22 protein-coding genes and 3 pseudogenes are annotated in these 21225 nt (G+C 34.3%); 16 read left to right on the plus strand and 9 right to left on the minus strand.

What is annotated here, in order from left to right; genetic code table 11:
• Positions 1-61 precede the first annotated feature (61 nt).
• The 4 genes and pseudogenes from CWO92_RS21315 to CWO92_RS26705 all read left to right on the plus strand — a co-directional run.
• On the plus strand, positions 62-580 hold the full coding sequence (locus CWO92_RS21315; protein ID WP_101356225.1) for a YfiT family bacillithiol transferase: 519 nt from the start codon (positions 62-64) through the stop codon (positions 578-580).
• 199 nt (positions 581-779) lie between these two features.
• Positions 780-1108: pseudogene (locus CWO92_RS26165) on the plus strand (serine hydrolase domain-containing protein); the annotation flags it as partial.
• Between the two features lie 8 nt (positions 1109-1116).
• A complete protein-coding gene (locus tag CWO92_RS26170) occupies positions 1117-1413 on the plus strand; it encodes an alpha/beta fold hydrolase (protein WP_235851650.1) in 297 nt (98 codons plus the stop codon).
• A gap of 449 nt (positions 1414-1862) precedes the next feature.
• Positions 1863-2620, plus strand: a pseudogene (locus CWO92_RS26705) (transposase); the annotation flags it as partial.
• A 921-nt stretch (positions 2621-3541) separates the two neighbouring features.
• On the opposite strand, the gene CWO92_RS21330 reads toward CWO92_RS26705, so the two are convergent.
• Positions 3542-4030, minus strand: a complete 489-nt coding sequence (locus CWO92_RS21330) for a DinB family protein (RefSeq protein ID WP_101356226.1) — start codon at positions 4028-4030, stop codon at positions 3542-3544.
• Positions 4031-4354: 324 nt separating this feature from the next.
• Here CWO92_RS21330 and CWO92_RS21335 point away from each other — a divergent pair, with 324 nt between their 5' ends.
• Positions 4355-4681 (plus strand): cupin domain-containing protein, encoded by a 327-nt coding sequence (locus CWO92_RS21335; protein ID WP_437177569.1) that lies wholly within the window; start codon positions 4355-4357, stop codon positions 4679-4681.
• 178 nt (positions 4682-4859) lie between these two features.
• On the opposite strand, the pseudogene CWO92_RS21340 reads toward CWO92_RS21335, so the two are convergent.
• Positions 4860-5198: pseudogene (locus CWO92_RS21340) on the minus strand (transposase); the annotation flags it as partial.
• Between the two features lie 468 nt (positions 5199-5666).
• Here CWO92_RS21340 and CWO92_RS21345 point away from each other — a divergent pair.
• The 3 genes from CWO92_RS21345 (at position 5667) to CWO92_RS21355 (ending at position 7980) form a co-directional block, all read left to right on the plus strand.
• A complete protein-coding gene (locus CWO92_RS21345) occupies positions 5667-6695 on the plus strand; it encodes a processed acidic surface protein (protein ID WP_235851651.1) in 1029 nt (342 codons plus the stop codon).
• Between the two features lies 1 nt (position 6696).
• Positions 6697-7314 (plus strand): class D sortase, LPxTATN-specific, encoded by a 618-nt coding sequence (gene srtD, locus CWO92_RS21350; protein WP_101356228.1) that lies wholly within the window; start codon positions 6697-6699, stop codon positions 7312-7314.
• 450 nt (positions 7315-7764) lie between these two features.
• Positions 7765-7980, plus strand: a complete 216-nt coding sequence (locus CWO92_RS21355; RefSeq protein WP_101356229.1) for a hypothetical protein — start codon at positions 7765-7767, stop codon at positions 7978-7980.
• 218 nt (positions 7981-8198) lie between these two features.
• Here CWO92_RS21355 and CWO92_RS21360 read toward each other — a convergent pair whose 3' ends face one another.
• The 3 genes from CWO92_RS21360 to CWO92_RS26385 form a co-directional block, all read right to left on the minus strand.
• On the minus strand, positions 8199-8651 hold the full coding sequence (locus CWO92_RS21360) for an ArsI/CadI family heavy metal resistance metalloenzyme (protein WP_101356230.1): 453 nt from the start codon (positions 8649-8651) through the stop codon (positions 8199-8201).
• Between the two features lie 142 nt (positions 8652-8793).
• Positions 8794-9240 (minus strand): MarR family winged helix-turn-helix transcriptional regulator, encoded by a 447-nt coding sequence (locus CWO92_RS21365; protein WP_101356231.1) that lies wholly within the window; start codon positions 9238-9240, stop codon positions 8794-8796.
• Positions 9241-9629: 389 nt separating this feature from the next.
• On the minus strand, positions 9630-9752 hold the full coding sequence (locus CWO92_RS26385) for a hypothetical protein (protein WP_268877613.1): 123 nt from the start codon (positions 9750-9752) through the stop codon (positions 9630-9632).
• Between the two features lie 632 nt (positions 9753-10384).
• Here CWO92_RS26385 and CWO92_RS21370 point away from each other — a divergent pair.
• Positions 10385-10735 carry a VOC family protein gene (locus tag CWO92_RS21370; RefSeq protein WP_101356232.1) on the plus strand — a complete coding sequence of 117 codons (351 nt, stop codon included), beginning with the start codon at positions 10385-10387 and terminating at the stop codon, positions 10733-10735.
• A gap of 457 nt (positions 10736-11192) precedes the next feature.
• On the plus strand, positions 11193-11660 hold the full coding sequence (locus CWO92_RS21375; RefSeq protein ID WP_101356233.1) for a hypothetical protein: 468 nt from the start codon (positions 11193-11195) through the stop codon (positions 11658-11660).
• A gap of 563 nt (positions 11661-12223) precedes the next feature.
• Here CWO92_RS21375 and CWO92_RS25150 read toward each other — a convergent pair.
• On the minus strand, positions 12224-12430 hold the full coding sequence (locus CWO92_RS25150) for a hypothetical protein (protein ID WP_133120600.1): 207 nt from the start codon (positions 12428-12430) through the stop codon (positions 12224-12226).
• 120 nt (positions 12431-12550) lie between these two features.
• On the opposite strand from CWO92_RS25150, the gene CWO92_RS21385 reads away from it, so the two are divergent.
• Both CWO92_RS21385 and CWO92_RS21390 read left to right on the plus strand, forming a co-directional pair.
• Complete coding sequence (locus CWO92_RS21385; RefSeq protein WP_101356235.1) at positions 12551-12955, plus strand: hypothetical protein; 405 nt, start codon at positions 12551-12553, stop codon at positions 12953-12955.
• A 453-nt stretch (positions 12956-13408) separates the two neighbouring features.
• Positions 13409-13897, plus strand: coding sequence for a CBO0543 family protein (locus CWO92_RS21390; RefSeq protein ID WP_101356236.1), 489 nt, complete (start codon positions 13409-13411; stop codon positions 13895-13897).
• A 315-nt stretch (positions 13898-14212) separates the two neighbouring features.
• Here the strand turns inward: CWO92_RS21390 and CWO92_RS21395 are convergent, their stop codons facing one another.
• The 3 genes from CWO92_RS21395 to CWO92_RS21405 are packed head-to-tail and all read right to left on the minus strand — an operon-like array spanning position 14213 to position 16520.
• Entirely contained in the window at positions 14213-14947 is a 735-nt protein-coding gene (locus CWO92_RS21395; RefSeq protein WP_101356237.1) for an amino acid ABC transporter ATP-binding protein, read from the minus strand.
• A 60-nt stretch (positions 14948-15007) separates the two neighbouring features.
• Complete coding sequence (locus CWO92_RS21400; protein ID WP_101356238.1) at positions 15008-15706, minus strand: amino acid ABC transporter permease; 699 nt, start codon at positions 15704-15706, stop codon at positions 15008-15010.
• Positions 15693-16520: an amino acid ABC transporter substrate-binding protein gene (locus CWO92_RS21405; RefSeq protein WP_101356239.1), complete on the minus strand. Its 828-nt coding sequence runs from the start codon at positions 16518-16520 to the stop codon at positions 15693-15695. The genes CWO92_RS21400 and CWO92_RS21405 overlap by 14 nt, the downstream gene beginning before the upstream one ends.
• An 854-nt stretch (positions 16521-17374) precedes the next feature.
• Between CWO92_RS21405 and CWO92_RS21410 the strand changes: the two genes are divergently transcribed.
• The 4 genes from CWO92_RS21410 (at position 17375) to CWO92_RS21425 (ending at position 21224) form a co-directional block, all read left to right on the plus strand.
• Positions 17375-18130, plus strand: a complete 756-nt coding sequence (locus CWO92_RS21410; protein ID WP_101356240.1) for an ABC transporter ATP-binding protein — start codon at positions 17375-17377, stop codon at positions 18128-18130.
• A 2-nt stretch (positions 18131-18132) separates the two neighbouring features.
• Positions 18133-20058, plus strand: a complete 1926-nt coding sequence (locus tag CWO92_RS21415) for an ABC transporter permease (protein ID WP_101356241.1) — start codon at positions 18133-18135, stop codon at positions 20056-20058.
• Between the two features lie 16 nt (positions 20059-20074).
• Positions 20075-20437 carry a YxeA family protein gene (locus tag CWO92_RS21420; RefSeq protein ID WP_101356242.1) on the plus strand — a complete coding sequence of 121 codons (363 nt, stop codon included), beginning with the start codon at positions 20075-20077 and terminating at the stop codon, positions 20435-20437.
• A gap of 73 nt (positions 20438-20510) precedes the next feature.
• Entirely contained in the window at positions 20511-21224 is a 714-nt protein-coding gene (locus CWO92_RS21425; protein WP_101356243.1) for a response regulator transcription factor, read from the plus strand.
• Position 21225 lies beyond the last annotated feature (1 nt).

Consider the following 21225-nt stretch of genomic DNA (forward strand, 5'->3'; position numbering starts at 1 on the left):
ATTCTGTCCAACTAAGTGTAGCCTATTCAAAGATTAAAAATGAATTAAGGGAGGAAAATAAATGGATTTAAAATACCCTATTGGAAAATTTGAATTCAAAGGTGAGATTACTAACAGCGTTACAAACGTTTGGATAGATGAGATTGAAGATTTACCAAGATTATTACAGAATGCTGTAAAAGATATAGATAATGAACAGCTTGATACACCTTATCGTTCAGGAGGGTGGACTGTTCGGCAAGTAATTCATCACCTTGCGGATAGTCATATGAACGCATACATTCGCTTTAAATTGGCTCTCACAGAAGAAAAACCTGTAATAAAGCCATATGATGAAAAGGAGTGGGCGAAACTATCTGATTGTAAATTACCAATTGATACTTCATTATCTCTGCTCGAATCATTGCACAAACGCTGGACCAACCTTTTACGAAGTCTAAGCAGGGCTGATATAGAAAGGACATTTATCCACCCAGAATCAGGTGAAGTTTCAGTAGGTGAAAATATAGGTATTTACGCTTGGCACGGGCGACATCATCTTGCACATATTACTTCTTTGTGTAATCGTAAGGGCTGGTAAGATACTTTGTGAAAAATTACATTGAAGTAACGGGTGCAAGAGCTAAGAATCAGCTGTCAGTATTGGCAGCTTTTTTCTTATTGCGCTAACGGGTCAGGTTAGTGCAATAAGGATTATTCAATACTTCTAAAGAATTGAGTTATTATCAGATTGTTAAAAACAAGGAGAAGGAGTAAGTAACAATGGGGGATTTAAAAAAATAATTGATTGGGTATACGATATAACAGCTTTATATATTTTAAAAAACAATAAAGTAATCTTAGAGTAATATAACGGTTATCATTCCAATTGTGCTGAATCCACCTGTATCAGCATCTTTGCAATTTAATGTAGCATCTGCAAGAAAGAGTTACCTCGGCCTAGTAGTAGCTTATGCGATATACGAAGGGGAAATGAAAAGCCTTGATGATTTGGCGATAAACTATTTCCCTGAATTAGATAAACAATTACTTGGGAAGGACTACTCTTCGACATTTAGTAACCCATTCTCACGGACTGAACAAATCTGAAGATGGAACTATTTTTAGATTTTCGCTTTGGATCAGCGGGGGCACGCTGGCAGTAAAAGAGTTGGCACTTATACCTTTGAATTCATGTGTGATGATTTGCTTCATTTTGCAAATGCGATGAATTTAGAACAATTTACGCTTCTTGGTCATTCCATGGGAGGAACAGTATCCTATCTTTTCTCGCAAAGATTTCCATCAAGAATAGAAAGGTTAATTGTTGAAGACACTCCACCTCCTTTTTCGGATAAGCAAATCGAGATTTCTTCTAAACCTGATGGTCCACTGCCATTGGCTGGTTGTGCCCTCGATTTTAAAGCAACTTAATGACCCCAATCCCGAATGGTGGGCCCGTCTTAAGGACATTAGCAAACCGACTCTTATTATAGGCGGTGGGTCCAGTCATGTTCCTCAAAATAAATTGCAGGATGTTTCGGAGCTTATTCGGAATTGCGAATTTGTGACGATAGAGAATGCCGGTCACTTTGTGCATGATGATAATTTATCAGCCTTCTTAGCTGTGGTAAAAAGTTTTCTTCATTCATGAGTTTTCAATTGCTTGCACTGTTTCCTTAATTCTTATAAAGCAAGCGGGGCATTCCCTTTAACAGGGTTGCTCTTTTCTTAATGAGTAAAGGACAGGTTAGCCTTCCTGTAGATCGTCAAATATCAGGTTAAAAAAATAGAGCTCCTCAGTAAGATACGAGTAAGAGACCAATCAAACTCAAGTCTTAAGGAGGAGCCTTATTATGAACTTTAAAATGTAAAACAAACACATTCAACTAATTGAAATAATTTCTAGTAATCATTTGATTGTTGGGATCGATATCGCCCAACAATTCCACGTGGCTTGTGCTATTAACTACGCGTAATCATCACCGGTGATCCTTTCGTTTGAAATCAATGAGGTTTATGAAACTAGTAAACTGGATACAAGATGTACAAAAACTAAAACATTTAAAGGCAAAAATAGTAGGTACCATTTATTGGGTTAACCTATCTAAGTGGTTAATCCAAACTTAGTAAAAAGGAATAAAGAGAATCGTAACAATACTCAATCAAAGTATGATAAAAAAGATGTGCTCAGTGATCGCCGTTATGGTCAAAGTCGCTACTATTCTTTCGTTCGCCCATCATCCGAATCATTTAAGAAGATGAGAGTATTTAAAGATGTTTCGTGCAAAGGAGCCATCGCGACACTTCGTTTGTTCCCCACTCCCAAAGAACTCATCCAGGACTTAACTTGATATTATGGCTGGATGGAAGTATTAATGGATAGACAACTAAGGCCGCAATAAAGCTCGATTATTAACGCAAAATTTTCTATTCGAACGGAACAAGCACTTGATGCATATAAGTTTCACCTAGAACAATTATTAGAAGAATATGACCTCGCAGTAAAACAACTGGAATGAGTAGAACAACATTAACAGAAGTGTTAAATAAAATCTCTTTTGCCATGAAACTACTCAAGATGAAAGGAATAAACAAAATTTCTTTAGCCGGGATAATGAATGAAGCCGGTAATCTTAGTTCATGAAATAAAAGAGAAGTGCCAATAAGACACTTCCCACAATTGAAGGTGCTTGAGGTGCAAATCCAAGCATAATCCATTATATGTAAATATTGTAAGAGTGTTCATTGAAGTTATATTTTAGTAACTTTATGTGCAGCAACTATTATTGGAAAATTAAAAAGGACTCATAAACAAGCAAAAAGTAAAGGAATTAGCAGTACGAAGTTTATATTCAACAAAAAAACTGTACTTTGTTGAACTATATGGGCAGATAGTTGAGAGTTTTGGGGAAAACCTTATTCTATTTTGAAGCGTATATTCCTACTAAATTGTATAAAAGAACTTAGGAGAGAGTGTGTATACCTTCAGGGCAAAAAAAATTTGTGTTTTCCTTAAATAATAGTATTTTTTTATATAAAATTGGGGAAGTACGGAGTTCTGAATAATATTGAAGAGGTAATAAAAATACACCAACAGTTGCTAAACCAATCTGATGCATTAATTACAAATTATTGCAGAAATACTGTGGATCCTTGTAGCTTTATTATTAATAGTACATATATTAAAAGATATTAAATCGCTTTCTCTAAAAGGATAAATTTTACATATAATTAGTTTTTATAAATACCCTTTTTCCACTTAGAGGGGTATGCTAATGAGTTTTTCAGGGAGAGGATAGGTTGAGTATGATAATTGGTTTCTACCATCATTAGTATTCTTTTAATAAATGGTATCTAACTAATGGTATAGGGCTGAAAAAATAAAGATTTCAGCTTTTTTTGTTGTTCGACTAAAGCACAGGAAAGTTTAGGAAGATGTTCAATATGAGTGAAGAGTTGTTTTTTAGGTATAAAATATGGGAACGTCCAAATCGGATGTTCCTGTTCTTATACCTTTAAAGCTCCCATTAATGGTATAACTGTAAAGCTAATAAATCTTTTAAAAACTGCGTTTTGCTGCCCAAGCTCCTTGCATTTTACTAAGGAATACAATTTGTCCAATATGATAGGCGTCGTGCATTGCTAAACTCTTCAATTCAATCACTAATGGATTGTCTTTAGGGATCTCTCTATACAAATCTTCTAGTTCTGATGTTGCTAGTATTTTTTCTAGTTCACGATGAACATAAAAGTATTCTTGTTTTGTTTTTTGCCAATTTTGAGATGTCTCAGTTGGTAATAGATATGTAGCGTCATTATTTTCAGCCTGTGGTTCATGTGTTGTTTCACCAAGAAATCGTAACAGAATTCTTTTTTCATAGAAAAGCAAATGACAAACTAATTCCCAAATGGAATGTGCCCCTTCAACTGGTTTCCAAATTGCCTGTTCAAAGGTGATATCCTCTAGAACTTTTTCAAGTGGTGGAAACCAGTCTTCTTGATCTAAGCAGCTTGCCCATTGATGTAATAATAGTGTCCTTACATTCATTTTCTAATCCCTCCAATTTAATCCCTTTAATAGATAATCCCTCGGTCAAAACATTTGGACGTGTTGTATGTGGCTATTAACTGCTCTTTAATTGAACGATAATGTTCGATAATTCTAAAAAATATAATAAAATTTTATCATATGCTGTGTTAAATGAAAAAGAACAACTGTTTTAAGATTGAGTTGTGACGGCAGCTCTTTTTTATTATTATTAACAAGTTTGTGAATAAATGTACTTAAACTATATGGTGCATTCCTGAAAAAGGTTTTTTGATATTCCTGTCGAATTTAGTAAAAGAATAAAAGGTTAAAAGGAGAAAGAATATGCAGCACAAAGGACAGTTAGAAGTCTTTAACTTACACAAATTAACACAAGATAAAAATGAGTACACAAATTTCATTGTAAGCGAAGTAAATGACCACGCTCTTCGAATAGCTGTAATAGATGGGGAATTTCACTGGCATAAGCACGATGATTGTGATGAATTGTTTTATGTTTTGGAAGGTGAACTGATTATTGATTTAGAAAATAATAAAACAGTTTCTCTAGGGCCAGGTGAAATATTTACAATTCCAGCTAATACAATGCATGAACTCGCTCAAACCAAAGGACAGTTAATATATGTTTTGAAAAAGTATCTAATGATATAAATGGGACGAGCAAAAATTAAAGTGAAATACCCGACTGTCATTTCTGGCAGTTTTTTTCTTGAGTCACTAAACCAGCAAATAATTTATCAATTTATCAATAAAAACTTAAAATATCTCATGCTATACTAAAAATGGGCATGCCAAATAATCTTCCGTTATTTATACTATCTAGTTAGATTTAGATTCTAATCTCTATACCTTGGAAAGTTGTTCTGTTCTTCAAAAAGGGTATAAATCCAGTGTAAGAGCTTATTGACATAATTAATGACTGCTACTTTAAAAGGGTTTCCTTCTTCACGTTTCATATTATAAAACTCTCGTAATTTCTTATTTCGAGGCATGACTTCATCGCTTGTTTTGTCACGTATTACTCAACGAACGGCCATGTATAAGGCGTGACAGAGTCTACTGGATCCTTTTTTGTGATTCGCTTTTTGGTGGTCGAAAACTTACCAGATTCACTTTAATCCACTCCAGCGAAAGCTACTAGCTTTTTAGGATCAGTAAATCGTTCTATCTAAAAATGCTTGAACCTGACTTTCCCTTTTGAAACATCCTGACCAATGACTGGATTCATCTTTAAATCCTCTCTTAAACTAGTGATTTGCCGGTAGCCCCTAATTCCTTCATGTAGTATCATTACTTCGATTGTTATATGCTACGTCCGTCCTAACCAGCCTCTATCATGTTTCTACAGCATTTTTTGATTTCATTGAGATGATTAGAAATATTCTTTATCTGTACCAATTTATCTACTAATCATATCCTTTATAAATGAAAAGGGGTTGAGTAGGAAAAACTATTACTTTGATGCTACTATTTTAGTATATTCATTAAATAACAATCCCTTTTTACAAGTTATAAATATTCACATTTTTCCTATATCCATTTATTATTTCTATAGAGTATAATTATCTAGCTATACAAATTTAATTTATAAGGGGAAGTGTAAAATGGGGAAATGTGGAAAGTCCTATTGGCATTTGTGTTAATGCTAGCAGTTTCACCAAAGATTTCATTTGCTGCACAATCAGCTAGTTTTGATACCGATTTGAAAGCGTATTTGAAAGAAATTAGCGCGATACGTGGTATGACCGTTACAAAGGAAGATATAGATAAAGCACTTAGTAACTATGATGAAACAATTACTGATTTTAAAACGGTGAATGGTAAAGATGGATTAAGGTCCTATCTTGGTGAAGTGATTAAAGCTGACTATAGTAATCTGAATTATATGAAAGATGACTACAACTTAACAATTGATGATCTGAAGTCTTTATTGAAGGAAAATGGCGAGGATATCAGTGATTATGTGTTTGTTGACGATCTTGATATAGCTGTTGACTTTTATTTAAACCCAGATGGTAATGGCATAGATGAGCAATTTGATAAGGAGTTTATAAATGAACTTTTGCCATTATTCCAGGATGAATTTGGGTTAACAAAAGATGAGTTAACGAATTTGAAGAATCATTTAGAGGGACTAAACGAAAAGCTTTCGACACCAGAAGCTATAGCGAAACTAGAACAGCTTTCACAACGCTTGATGGCTTTTGCACAATTTGATTCAATTAATCAATTAACTTCCAATCAAATACAAGAGTTCCTATCTATTTATGATGAGTTGTTATCTATGATGGAAGTAAAGGTGAAGTTTTCCATCGTAAAGGGCAATAAAGAAAAGCCATTATCATTTTTAGACCTACTGAAATTGGAAAGTTTGGATAATGCAAAATTAAAAGCAAGCATCTATGATTTAAATGGTAATCTTTTAGCGGATTTTATCATCTCTGGAGATATAGTGAATTCCGGTACAATTAAGCACATAGGAAAAGATCTAAATACCGCTACTGAGAAAATAAAGGAAGTAAAGAAACAAAAGCCTGTTTTTAAAACTGTAAAAGGCGGTCAACTACCAAATACGGCAGGAAATTATGCAATGAATATTCTTTTAGGCTTCATCATTGCATTAGCTGGTATATTTGGACTTCGTTATTATCGAAAGGCTGCTTAAGATGAAAAAAAGAAACACAAAAATAATCCTTTTTGCTTCGATACTTGTAATCGTTATTGGTGTGGGTATTTCAACCTCAAATGTTTTCAAATTTGTAAAGGGTTATACTTTGTATAAAATTCATAAGGCTTATGCCGTTTCTCCAAAACCGGATAAGCCTGTTGAAAAGAATCAAGAACCAAAGGCTTTATATCCTGTTCGTCCAAAGACAGGCGAAAATTTCGGAGAGCTAATTATTCCAAAATTAGACGCCACACTTCCAATATTCGAGGGAGCAAATGAAAATGAACTAGCTAAGGGAGTCGGACATTATGGCGGAAGTGTGCTTCCTGGAGAAAAAGACAATTCTGTTCTTGCTGGACACCGAGATACTGTTTTTCGAAAGCTAGGAGAGGTAGGAAAAGGTGATCTACTCATTGTCAGGACATCTGCTGGAGAGTTTACTTATAAGGTTAGTAAGGTAAGAATTGTAGATAAGGATGACCGTACTGTCATTGTACCGAGACCAACAGCAACTCTTACTGTTTCTACCTGCTACCCCTTTTACTTTATTGGACAAGCGCCGAAGAGATATATTTTAGTTGGATATTTGCTCTCTAGTAAACTGGCGATGAAATAGTGCCTAATTTCCTTTGGAGTAATAGATGAACCGAAGTAATTTAACTTCGGTTTTTTCTTAAGATCGAAATTCTTATAGCGTATAATTTAGGGACTTCCTTCCTATGGGAATCTTACGTATAATAAACCGCGTCATTTCAGCATGCCCCCGTAACGGCTTTTTTCATACCTCTTAAATTACGCAGAGGGGCAACTTTTTCCTTTATAAGCTAAAGGATTGCATAAAGAAATGGGAATCTATTTATACTGAATAGTAGTATACAATTTTATCTATGAGAATTAATTTAAAAAAATGAACAGGGATTAAAAGTATTTAAAGAAAGACTTGAAGCCATTATTAAAACTGAAGGAGCATAAACTGAACTGGCAAAAGGGACAGATTAGCGGAAACAGAACCGATAAAATACTCTTATATTGAGTAGTGATTAGTTAGGAAATAGGAGATGAAATGATGAACTTTTTTGATTGGAAAATAGAAATGGTAGAAAGTTTAAAACCATATATAGATATTGAAAATAAGAGAATGGCTATTCTTACCACTGAAGATGATGAAATTCATATGGCTTTAGAATTGGATGAAATTAATAGTTTAGTTATGCATCCAAGATGGAATATAAACATTACTATCTTGGGTGATAAACATTTAAAATTCACTACAAATTCATAAAAATACTCTTTACGTAACGGGTGCAAGAGTTTAAGATTCAGCAGCCAATTTGGTGGCTTTTTTCTTAATTGACTAACGGGGGAGGTTTGTTGAAGAAGTCTTCCAACGAGTAGAATGGAAATTGGAAATAGAATTAAACAATTTGCTGTAACAGAAAAATAGGAATAATAAAGAGCAGAAGGTTTAATCTCTGCTCTTTATTTAAGTTTAGGATTAGGTTAAGAACAGCAGATATTTAAGATTTCCTTTGTATCCTTTGGTTCAGATGCACAACAAGAAGAAGTGTCTTCCCTGCTATTATCTACATCAGCTTTTGTATAAAAAAACTCCCACTCGTTACCATCAGGGTCTTCTACCCAAAATTTATCTTGGAGAGCGTAACAGCATGTTGTATTAATTTCGTCATATTGAGCAATTATACCGTTTTCGGCAAGTCTGTTCTTATGATCCAAAACCTCTTCTGTACTTTCAACTTGAATACCGAAATGTCCTACTTGATTACCAGTTACTTGATCACGGAGATTTAGTGTAAAGTTTAATCCTGGATTCAAAAGAAGGAACTTTGCATAATCAGACTTTACTTTAACTGGTTCTGCACCAAATAGTGTTCTGTAGAAGTCGATGGAGTTTTTTATATTTGTTACGTTAAGACCAACATGAGCGTATTTCATTACAGTTTCCCCCTAATATGAAATTAATTTGAATTATTAACGCAAAATTGATCGTTATAGACTACATACAGTTCACCACCCTTGAAATTATTTGCAGTTTGCAAGTATTGTTTTTATTAAAAGAGCAAGAATATACTCTTGCTCATAATAACGGTTTGCAACAAACAGAAGACTTTGACATAGCATCGTTTAACAGTTTAACTGACTTAATAACCATATCTTGTTCAAACTCACTCATATTTGCAAACACTTCATTAAGATATTCGTTCATTTCAGCATCTATTTTAGCTGCCACATAATTCCCTTGTGTAGTTAAGCTTAGTTGTGAAACCCTTCTATCTTCTGGAAGTGGTGTTTTAAAAACCAGTTCCATCTTGACTAAAGTTTGAATTTGCCGACTAAAAGTGGTTATATCCATACCAAGAGAATCTGCAACTTCTTGCATAGATGGTTTTTCTTTACGAAGCAGTTCATAAAGGATATGGCTTTGTACTAGTGATAATTCAGTTCCGCCAACTTGACAACAATTTTTATTTAAAAGTCCAAATCGTCTTGTCATAATTTGAAACATTTCTCTAAGGTCTTCCATAATTTCACCTCTAAATTATTTATACTCCTATTATTTGCAATTTGCAACTATTTTAATAAAGATTTTTTAAATCTTATTATTATTGGTTATAGGAAAAATGTTTAGATATGGATTTTTAAAACAGCATGGCTTGAGAATACTTACGTGAAAAAGGTAGAGAAAAATAAGTGAAACCTTATAGCTAAGATGTTGTAAATATTTGTGATAGATGAAGTCATAATTGAATATCGTTTGTGAAGTAATGTATTTAAACTATCGGGGGCATTAGCTCAATAAGAACAGTGAATTTTGACGTCAAAAAACGCTCGGATAAGGTGGTTACCTCCCAAAGTTAGATTTCTAAATAAGAAGCATCTTTGTTTAGCATCAATGACTTGTAATCATATCTATTAATGTATAGTTGTCTGGCTGCCGATATTATATTTTTTCCTAATGATCCATATCCAATGTTGCCAGCTAAATATATACTCGGTGACGAGCTTCATTTTGAATGGTTCACTATATTTGGCCATAAAAACACCTCCTAAAGTCAGATTAGTTACTTTTAACTTTCAGGGGTCGGTACCTAATCCTGAGCTTTATTTGCTTATTTATATTGCTAATTTGTTGTGAGAACATATTTATTTTGACCTTATCTTTAGAACATTCGCTGAAAGATACTGGACCAATGTTGTGTAGCTGCAAAAAGATATCAGCCTTTTTCAGTTCTATAAAAGAGCTGGCATTCCTGTTATAGTGTACTTAACCATAAATAACCGTAAGGAGGGGGAGGGAACAACTAAATATTAGCTAGATAGCAGGATTGAATATGGAAGCATGTCAATATATGAGAATAGAAAAAAACTTGGTGGATATTAAGACTGATAACAGTATTTCCCCCTGAGAGGAAGTGGAATGGGATTGGAATAATGATTTAAAAGTGTAGTTTATTGTTTTTTTTTTTTAACATGAATCAGAATTAAGTTATAAAATGTTGGGATAGTGAAAAGTCTATGCTGTTAATTTGTAACAGATTAAAAATAACGTTGTTTAAAATGATTGAGTTTAAGACGCATGATGTGCATAAGATCTATATACTGTATGATTGAATTATTGGATCAGGTTATAGAATTAATTCTATATCAAAATTTAGGAGGATGTAGTAATGAAGGTCAAACGAATTGTTGCCAATGTTGAGACTCATGATATATCTAAAGCAAAGTACTTTTACGGGGAAGTGCTCGGACTTGATCAACTGATGGATATGGGATTTATTGCAACTTACGGTTCGCATGAGAAAATGGAAACTCAAATTAGCTTTGCTTCTGAAGGCGGTTCAGGGACACCAGTGCCGGACTTTTCAATTGAAGTTGATGATCTCGATATTGCACTAACTCGCATAAAAAAAGCAGAGATTCCAATTGAGTATGGACCAATTGAGGAACCATGGGGGGTTAGACGTTTTTATGTAAAAGATCCCTTCGGTAAGCTTATTAATATTCTTAGTCATCTTTGAGATAAGAGAAGAACCAATCTATGAGAAGGACATAATGCAACGCAGCTGGTATCTAGATTAAGTGGAAGTCCTAATGTTCCAAGTTTCAGTCGTGTTCAAACTCCAACATTATCAATGGACAAACACATCGAAAACTTTTCGAGTACAGTTCATTACTCAATATGTGCAAAGGATAGGTAAGGTTCAAAATTCAAACTTTATTTCAAAGCTACACGTTTTGTATATGTCTAGATAAGTGACCAAAAATTAATGTACTAAATCCATGTAATCCTTAAGTAAAAAAATTTGAACTAGGTCGAAGGAAAATCGGATGAATCCTGGTTTCCCTTCGATCTTTTTTTATATAGATCGCAGATTGTGAAGAGATCCCACCTAAACTAAAGTGAAATAACAGCTATATAACAAGAATCTGAATGAATTAGTAAAAAATACATACCATAAACTTCGAGGTGGTATTATGAAAAAAATAAATTTATTACAAATAACATTGTTAATTCTACCTTGGCTAACGGTTCCGTTCTTAGGTAGAAGTTCATTTAAAAAATATGTTCCATCAGCCATTTTTATATGTACTGTTACAGCAGCTTTAGATTTATTCGGAGAAAGGAAAAAATGGTGGCGATTTTATAAAGGTATGTCTTATGTAAAAAGTATGAACTTTTTTAATTGGGGTCCTTACTTTGTTTCAAGTCTTTGGATGTTAAAAATGACTTATGGAAAATTCCCATTATATATAATTTCTAATACGATACTACATATTTGTTTTATCTATTTAGGTGGATTAACACTATTAAATCGTTATAAAATTGCTTCCTTAGTAAAATTAACAAAATTCCAATACTTAGTAATCGATTTTATAAGGGCCATAATCCTTTATGGTTTTCAATGTATAACGAATAACACCAAAAAACTTTCTAATGAATAATATAAAAGGGATATTGTGAATTAATTTAATGAAAGTAAAGAGGGCATTTCTATAATGAGGGATGCTTTTTCTTATTGTACAAACGGGGGCACAATCATTTTTTGTTGAAACATAAATGATAATTGAAACCTCCATAATACAGGCAACGTATAGGAAACATAGAGATTAGAGATGTCGAGTCAGAATAGTAATCTAGTATTTATAATTCATTGCGCGTATAAAAAAGAAAGTTACATTATGTAAGCAAGAGGGGAATATATGAGGAAAACAATGCTAGTTTTTGGATTAATGCCTTATTAATGGAATTAGGAACCATGTTGTAAGTCCTTCTATAACAAAAAAAGTACTGTGTTTAAGACAAGTTGTCCACAAATGTTCCCCGTAAAAATTAGATAGTTGAATAATCAAGCGTGGAGAGTGAAAGTAATGAGGGTACTGCGGGATTTTACAAGGGTACTATTAGAGTTCATAAGAACGGTTTTTTTACTCATAATTTTTTATTTGCTTTTAGGCAAAACAATTGCTTTAATCTACCAAAAATTAGGGACAAAAGATTCAATTACTTATGGAATAATGATGGTAATTTCAATTTTAATTTTATTTACTGTTTTATATCGAAATAAACTGCAATTTAGTGGATGGTATAAAGGTGATGTTAATGAAAAACTCTCCAAAACATTGACAAAATGGCTTATCTCAATTGCACTATTAATATTGTCATTACCTCCTGTCCTAAGTTTCTTATTCCAATAATGATGGCGATCGCTCATAGAAAACCACCATTCGAAAAAAATTACTAACGTGAATTAAAGAATTATATTATGTGGAAGAAAAGCTTTTAGTATTTTGCCGAATAATACATTTTCCATTTACTAAATTGGGGTGATATATTGAAGAAAATAATATTTTTAACTTGTTTTTCACTACTTTTTTTAACAAGTTGTTCTCAAGTTGTTAGTATGCATAACAAAGGATTAGAGAAATCTATTCGTTCTGCTATAGAGGAAAAAAACGTGACGGAAATAGATTTTAATTCTCTAACGGAATTCGATTGGGATAAAGCTTACCTAATAACTCCTTACTCTAATCAACAAACCATAAATAAGCAATTGGGAGTTAAATTTAAAGATCCATCTAATATACATTCTCGAGATGATATATACTTGCTTGTATTTTTATATAAAAATAAAGTAGTTCAGTATATTGAAATCCCAACTAAATATGGGCAGTTGATGCTTGGAAGCAAAGATGGTTATACGCCGTCAAATGCAATCATAAGGATACAAAAAAATTAGTAAATTAATACTAAATGTACATCGTATAAAGAGGTCTCTTATTTCTGACATGTCAATTGCAAAATCTTTTAAATCAATTGTAAACCACTTTCTTAATCCTTTCTCAATGAAGAAAGGACTTTTTTATTTGGATTGCGGTAGTCGTTGTAAAAAAATATAGCTTTGGTGTTTATTAAAGAGTTTATATTAAGGTGTAATTTTCCATAAAATGAAAAAATATGTTCGTTACTAAATGCATTTTCCTCTCATTTATTGCTCAAAAACTGCAATACTTTACGTTGATTAGAAGCCTTTTATTTTTATTTACATTACCAAGAAGTGAAATTAATTAATAGGACCGTTTTGTTAGCTTTCGTTTAAAAAAGTGACTAAAAAAGCCTACAGGTATTAAAGATTAGTTTTGGGTAATATAAGAATATCGTATTGCATCAACAAATGAGAGGATGTTAATGAGTGGAGAAAAAATTGTTAAACTTCTTACTAGCAGTTTGTATTGCTTCATTTCCATTTTTATTCAAGGGACCAAAAATGAGAGAAAATCTTTTGATTTTTTCCTCAAAGGGTGTTATAGCTACTTTAATTGATGCTTATGTTGTTGGAAAACAAAAACTTGAATATCCAGTTCGTCCTCTTCCGAAAATTTTTAAAACGAATATCATTTATGACATGTTATTTTTCCCCATTTTAAGTGTTATATGGGTGAAAATCTCGTATAATGACAATTTTGGTAAAATTTTATTAAAGAGTTTGATTTTTAGTGTTCCAATGAGTATTGGGCAATGGTATATGGAAAGAAACACTGGATTATTCAAATGGAAAAAATGGTCACCTTTCCATACATTTGTCAGTGTCAGTTTTACTTTATTTACGATTAGAGGGTTAGTTGGCCTAATGAAAATATTAGATAAGTTCAAAGGTAAGCAAGATATAACCGAATCTTAATGGTTGATACTCAGGAGTTCTTTTTTGAGGCTTTGCTCAACAGCTAAATGTGCAATTTTATAAACTTGAATAGTTTATTTAACCAAGGTTTAGTTTTCTTGGGGGAAATAAAAGATGCTGCAGCAGTCAGATTAGCAATATAAATTAGACTATGAAGATTCTTAAATTAAGTATTCTAATAACTATTTAGTAAAGTTTTTCATGTTCAATTTATCCAACCGTCAAAATTTCCAAACGATAGAGTGCGAATAAGCGGGGTTAAAATAAGGTCTTTTCCTAAAAATAGAAATGCCATAGTCAAAAGACTACAGCACCTTACTGAATCATATTTAAAAATTTCCGAGTTCGTTCTTCTTTGGGATTGGTGAAAATCTCTTCCGGCTTGTTGCGTTCCACAACGACGCCTCCATCCATGAAAATGACTTCATCGGCTGCTTCACGAGCAAACCGCATTTCATGGGTGACGACAATCATCGTCATACCTTCCTGAGCGAGATCCTTCATGACCTTTAACACCTCGCCGACAAGTTCCGGGTCAAGCGCCGATGTCGGTTCATCAAAGAGCATGACTTCCGGTTCCATGGCTAATGCACGGGCAATCCCGACACGTTGCTGTTGACCTCCTGAAAGCTGGGCGGGATAATAGTCCATTTTATCCTCAAGTCCTACTTTATTTAACAGGGACTGTGCCTTTTTACGGGCAGTATCCTTATGTTCCTTTTTTACTATCATCGGACCCTCCATGACGTTCTCGAGGGCTGTTTTATGTGGAAAGAGATTATAACTTTGAAACACCATTCCTGTTAATCGTCGAAACGATGCAATTGTACTTTTTGCAACCGGCTTGGAGAAATCAAAGCTCTTCCCTTCTATGGAAATAACCCCTTTTGTCGGAGTTTCTAGCACATTTAAACAGCGCAGCATTGTAGTTTTGCCAGAACCGGACGGACCGATGACAACAACGACTTTGCCTTTTTCCACCTCAAGGTCGATCCCTTTTAAAACCTCTAATGACCCGAATTGTTTATATAATCCCTTTATTGAAATCATGGTAAAACTCCTTTTAGCTTAAACATTACGAACAGGTGTGGCTTCCTAATTCAGATATGTTTAGGATGTATAGCGGTCCAGCCTTTTTTCAACCCATTGCTGGAGAATGGAAAGGAAGAAACAAATCACCCAATAAATGAGCGCGGCTTCGGAATAAACCAATAAAAATTCATAGTTTCTAGAAGCAATTTCCTGGGCGCGGCGGAACATTTCCGTTACAAGCACAAGCGATGCAAGTGAGGTATCCTTTACAAGACTAATGAATGAATTGGATAATGGCGGTATCGATACCCTGGCGGCTTGCGGCAAAATGATTCTCCTCAATGCCTGTGTATACGACATGCCAATCGAATAAGCTGCCTCCCATTGCCCCTTTGGTGTGGAAACAATGGCAGCACGGATAATTTCAGAGGCATATGCCCCGACACTGAGTGAAAAACCAATAATTGCTGAAATAAATGGATCAAGTGTTACTCCAAGGTTCGGCAGTCCGTAGAAAATAATAAACAGCTGAACTAATAATGGGGTTCCGCGGATGATGGAAACGTAGACGCGGGCGATTCCCCGGAATATTTTAATATGTGAAATCCGTCCGAGTGCTGTTAATACAGCTAAAATTAATCCCACGATAAATGAGATAATCGTTAATGGAATGGTGTACGTAACAGCACCCTCCAACATGGGTTGGAGGGAGGTTTTGGCAATATCCATTAACTTTGCTACACGTTCCGGATCAGAAAAAATACTATTTAAGTACATTTTCACCAAACCATTTCTTAGAGATTTTGTCGTACGTGCCGTCATCAATCATATCTTTTAATGCCTTGTTTACCGCATCAACAAGAGTATTAGAGTCCTTTCTGAACATAAAGGCGCTTTGTGATGCATCTTTGCTGGTTGCCGCAACCTTAATTGGAGCATCTGGCTTTTGCTTTTTATAGTCTAGGTATGAAATTTTATCATTAATGGTAACATCTACACGTTTTTGAGCGAGTAGTTCAACGGCCTGTTGGAAGCCTTCTACACCGACGATATTCGCTCCATACTTTTTCGCAATATCTGCGTAGTTACTAGTTAATGATTGAGCTGAATTCAATCCTTTAATGTCTTCAAATGTTTTTACTTTATTGTTACCGCTCTGAGTTATTAACACAGCAGCTGATGTAATATAAGGAGAAGAGAAATCATATTTTTCTTGACGGTCTGGGCGGATTCCTACTTCATTTGAAATCATGTCAAAACGCTTCGCATCAAGACCAGCAAACATTGCATCCCATTGGGTTTCTTTGAATTCTGCCTTTACGCCAAGCCGCTTTGCCACTTCTTTAGCAAGCTCCACATCAAAGCCTGTTAACGTTCCTTTATCATCATGGAAAGTAAACGGAGGATACGTCCCTTCTGTTCCGATAACCAGTTTGCCGTCGTCTTTAATTTTTTTCAATAAATCCGCCGACTGATTATTATTTGTCTTTTTTGTATCGTTATTTGCTTTGCTATTATCGTTTGTCCCGCAAGCAGTTAACACGAACATAAAGCTTAATACAAGAGCTAATATAACGGTTAGTTTTTTCAATGATAAAACCCCCTAATTCCGATTGTTTTTCTTGGACTTCTCTATCCTATTGCAATCATTTATTCTCTGTCAATAAAAAAGGTGTGAAAAATGGTGAATTTAGTGTATCCTGTTTAAAAATTTCATGAGGAAAAACCTACCAGAAAGTTTCCTGGTAGGTTTTTAGCATTATGCCACTTCTGTTTCCCTGTCCAACTGCAGCTTCTGATTCAAAAACGGACCGCAGAATAGGATATCCCTCACTAACATCAACATATCGTAGTTGTTTCAAATCCTGAATCCTTAACTTGATGGATAGATAAAAAAATTATTGCCGTTTTTGACCATATCCCTCACAACGAGTGCATTCTTTTTAACGCTCTTCGAATGCGTATTACCACGTTTCTCTATCATTATAACTTTAAAAATCTATTCCTCCAGTCCTCTGTAAGGGATTTACAATGAAGACCGAAATATAACAGATATAGTATGAGAAATGATTAACATGGTGAAGAATCGTTATACAAAAGGCCTCCTTTATAATGCCCGGGTGTCTCTATTCAATTTAAAACCTCTCTCTGGATAATACTTTCTTAGTTTAACGAGATACTGGGTTTATCCTAATAACTTAGCTAAAGTTCCTCTATTCATACCACAGCGATTGGGTTGTCAAAAAGGTCCATTTTAGGGCGAATTTCTACTAAGCTAAAAATTCCAAGATAACCATATTCTTGGTTTTTTATTTTATTGATTTAGGTAAAAAACCAATTTTCAGACTGCCCTTATATTTTTAAGGTTTATGTAAGGTTTAGATTAAAACCATGTAAGGTTAGACCAGTATACTCTGATTTGTAGTTATTAAGGAGGACTTTTAAATGAAAACCATCTTACGTGCAAAAAATATTCAAAAAGTATACGGTACGAAAGGAAATCAGTATAAAGCATTGGAAGATATTGATTTGGAGATAAAAGAAGGAGAATTTATCGGCATTATGGGGCCCTCAGGAGCCGGGAAATCCACATTACTTAATATCTTATCTACTATTGATACGCCAACTTCAGGAGAAATTATTATCGCCGATCAAAATATTGTCACTATGAAGGAAGAGCAATTATCAGATTTTCGCCGTAATAACCTCGGATTTATTTTTCAAGATTATAATTTACTAGATACCTTAACGGTTAAAGAAAACATCTTGCTGCCACTAGCATTATCAAAAGTGCCGGCAAAAGAAATAGAAAATCGTGTCAAGGAAATAGCAGATATGTTTGGAATTCAAGAAATACTTGATAAATATCCCTATCATATCTCTGGAGGCCAGAAACAAAGAACGGCAGCTTCAAGGGCGATGGTGACAAAACCGAGCCTCATATTGGCGGACGAGCCTACAGGAGCCTTGGATTCAAAATCCGCTACTGATTTGCTGGAAAGCTTAACAGCACTTAACGAGCTGAATCGCTCCACGATCATGATGGTCACACATGATGCCTTTGCAGCAAGCTTCTGTAAACGAATTTTATTTATTAAAGATGGAGGAATCTATGCACAAATTCAAAAAATGCAAAATTCCCGTCAAGAATTCTTTCAAAAAATAATGGATGTCCTTGCTTCACTTGGAGGTGGGCATTAAACATGACGTTATTTAGTATCGCCAGAAAAAATATTCGAAAAAACTTTACTAATTATTTCTTATATATAGGCTCAATGATTTTCAGTATTGTCATTTACTTTACCTTTGTTTCTTTAAAATATGATCAAACTATACAGGAAACAACTGAATCATCCAATAAAATTAGCTCTGTCTTTAATGGTGCTTCCATTGTGCTAATGATTTTTGTAGCTGTATTTATCTGGTATTCCAATTCGTTTTTTATAAAGAAACGCAAAAAGGAAGTCGGACTCTATTCCTTACTTGGCGTTCGCAAAAAGCAAATCGGCAGGATGTTATTTTATGAAAACTTTATCATGGGGATTATCGCTCTATTGATTGGGATCATCCTTGGTTCCATTTTGTCAAAGCTTTTTGTCTCCATTTTAATGGAGGTCATGGGTTACCACGCGATTGGAAATTTTACTATTCCGCTTCAAGCAATTCTTAATACCATTATAGTATTCATCATCATTACAGCAATTACTTCGATACACGGATATCGTTTAATATACCGCTTTAAATTAATTGAGTTATTCAAAGCCGAGCAGGAAGGGGAAAAGGAACCAAAGTCTTCTATCATTACTGCGTTGATTTCGGTTCTGTTAGTTGGAGTTGGATACTGGCTTGCACTTCAAAATATTTTTGAATCAGAAGTGTGGAGAAAAATGGGGTTTTTGATAACTCTACTGGTGATTTTAGTCACGGTGATTCTTGGTACGTATTTATTATTTAGTACACTTACGGTTTATTTATTAAAGGTATTACGAAAAAATAAACATCATTTTTGGAGTGGAATCAATTTAATCAGTACATCGCAGCTACTCTATCGTATAAAGGGAAATGCCCGTACACTAACGATTATTGCTGTTCTAAGTGCAACTACATTAACGGCGGTTGGAGCGGCTTATAGTTTTTACTATAACAACAGTAGTAGTGCAGAAACATCAAATCCTAATAGCATGATGTTTATTGCAAAAGACAAGAATGTATCCAAGCAGATTAGAGAGCGGATATCACGGGATAAAAATCATACAATTGTCTATCACATGGCTGTCCCTACAATAATGATGGACGTCGATATTACAAATCTCCATAGTAATAACTTACCAAATGAAATGGAATACAGCATTATAGGCAATAAAACCTTTAATCAATTAGCTAAATGGCAAAAAAGAGATGAGTCACTATCATTAAAAGGAAATGAGGCAGCTGCACTAGAAGCTGGCTATTCCGAGGGTTTCTCACCGAAGTATATTGGGGCAACGATTTCGCTAAAAGTGAATGATAAAAGCGAGAAGATTACCTTTAAAAAGTTGAAGAAATATAATGTACTCAATACCCCTACGGCCGGTATCACAGTTGTTATTAGTGATGAGTTATTTTCTAAAATTGCAAGTAGAACAAACATTGTAGATATGGAAGTTTACGAACTGAAGAATGAAGATGATGCAAAAACATTAACGAAAGAGATACAAACTTTGTTACCGAAGGAAGCAAGTTTCTCAAGTTTTTATTCGGATTATGCTCGAGGAATGGAGTCAACAGGTTTACTCATTTTTATTGGCGGGTTTTTAGGATTAGTATTCTTAGCTGCCACCGGAAGCATTATCTACTTTAAGCAACTGACAGAGGCAACCCTAGATAAAGATCGTTATGTGATTTTATACAAAATTGGTGTGAATAAGAAGGAAGTAAAAAAATCAATTTCAAAACAGATTCTATTTATTTTTGCCTTGCCATTACTAGCTGGTATGGCCCACTCTATCGTGGCCCTAATCACGTTATCTAAAATCATGCAAACAAATTTGATGATTCCAGTCAGCATATGTATAGGCATTTATGTTTGTATTTACATTGCTTATTATTTCCTAACAGTAAGGAACTATTACAAAATAATCATAAAATAGAAAAGAGGAAAAGATAATGAAAAAATTAATAGGGGCTATTGCAGCGATCGCAGTTGTTCTAGTTGGCGGATTGGCTATTCTTCAAAAGGTTAACTTTAATAGGCTGGGAGCAGATCAATATTATACTCAAATTATTGACCAAGGAAAGATGCTGGAAGATAAAGATGATAGAGGAGTAAAGTATGTAAGCTATGAATATAAACTTCCTGCATTTGACAAGGATGGCCGACAAAAAATATTAACATTTACTGCTCAAAAGCAGCTTCGAGAAAATGCTTATTTAACTTTATTTGTGAAGGATGAAAAAGGTGTTACCTCCTATCAAGAAGTGAAAAAGGGAGATATCCCAAAAAAGGCAAGTGAAAAGTTAGGGAAATAAATATAAAGGAATCCTTATGAAAAGGGATTCCTTTTCACTATAATATAATAGGCAGAAGACAAATCTGGAGGTAATGATCTTGTCCATTAACAAAAAGGTTTTAATCATTGATGATGAGGAAGATATTTTACGACTAATCAAAACGGTGTTAAAAAAAGAAGGAATTGAAAACGTAATAACAGCAACTACTTCAAAAGAAGGACTTGTTCAATTCCAAAATAATCATCCGGATCTTGTTATATTAGATATTATGCTGCCGGATGGTGAAGGCTATGATGTCTGTAAAGAAATTAGAAACATTTCCAAGGTACCCATTCTATTTTTATCGGCAAAAACTGAGGAAATTGATAAGATATTGGGCTTTGCGATTGGCGGAGATGATTACATTACTAAGCCATTTAGCCCCAAAGAGGTTGCTTATCGTGTAAAAGCCCATTTACGCCGGACAGAGTACATGCAGTCTGAATCATTGATAGAGGCAAACATCAAGGGAGGTCCCTTTGAATTAAACGAAGAAAAGGCACAGTTGAAAAAGAACGGGCAAGTGATTGAATTGAAGCCAAAGGAACTTGGGCTAATGAAGGTTTTCCTCCAAAATAAGAACAAGGTAATCAGTAAAGAACAGCTTTACGATACTGTTTGGGGGGAGGATTTCTTCGGCATGGATAATACAGTCATGGTCCATATCCGCAGACTGCGGGAAAAAATTGAAGAACAGCCTTCTCATCCTCACTATCTGATGACTGTCAAAGGGTTAGGGTATAAGCTGGTTATAGAGGATGAATAGT

This window comes from Heyndrickxia camelliae, assembly GCF_002844575.1.
In the GTDB taxonomy this organism is placed as follows: Bacteria; Bacillota; Bacilli; order Bacillales; family Bacillaceae_C; genus Margalitia; species Margalitia camelliae.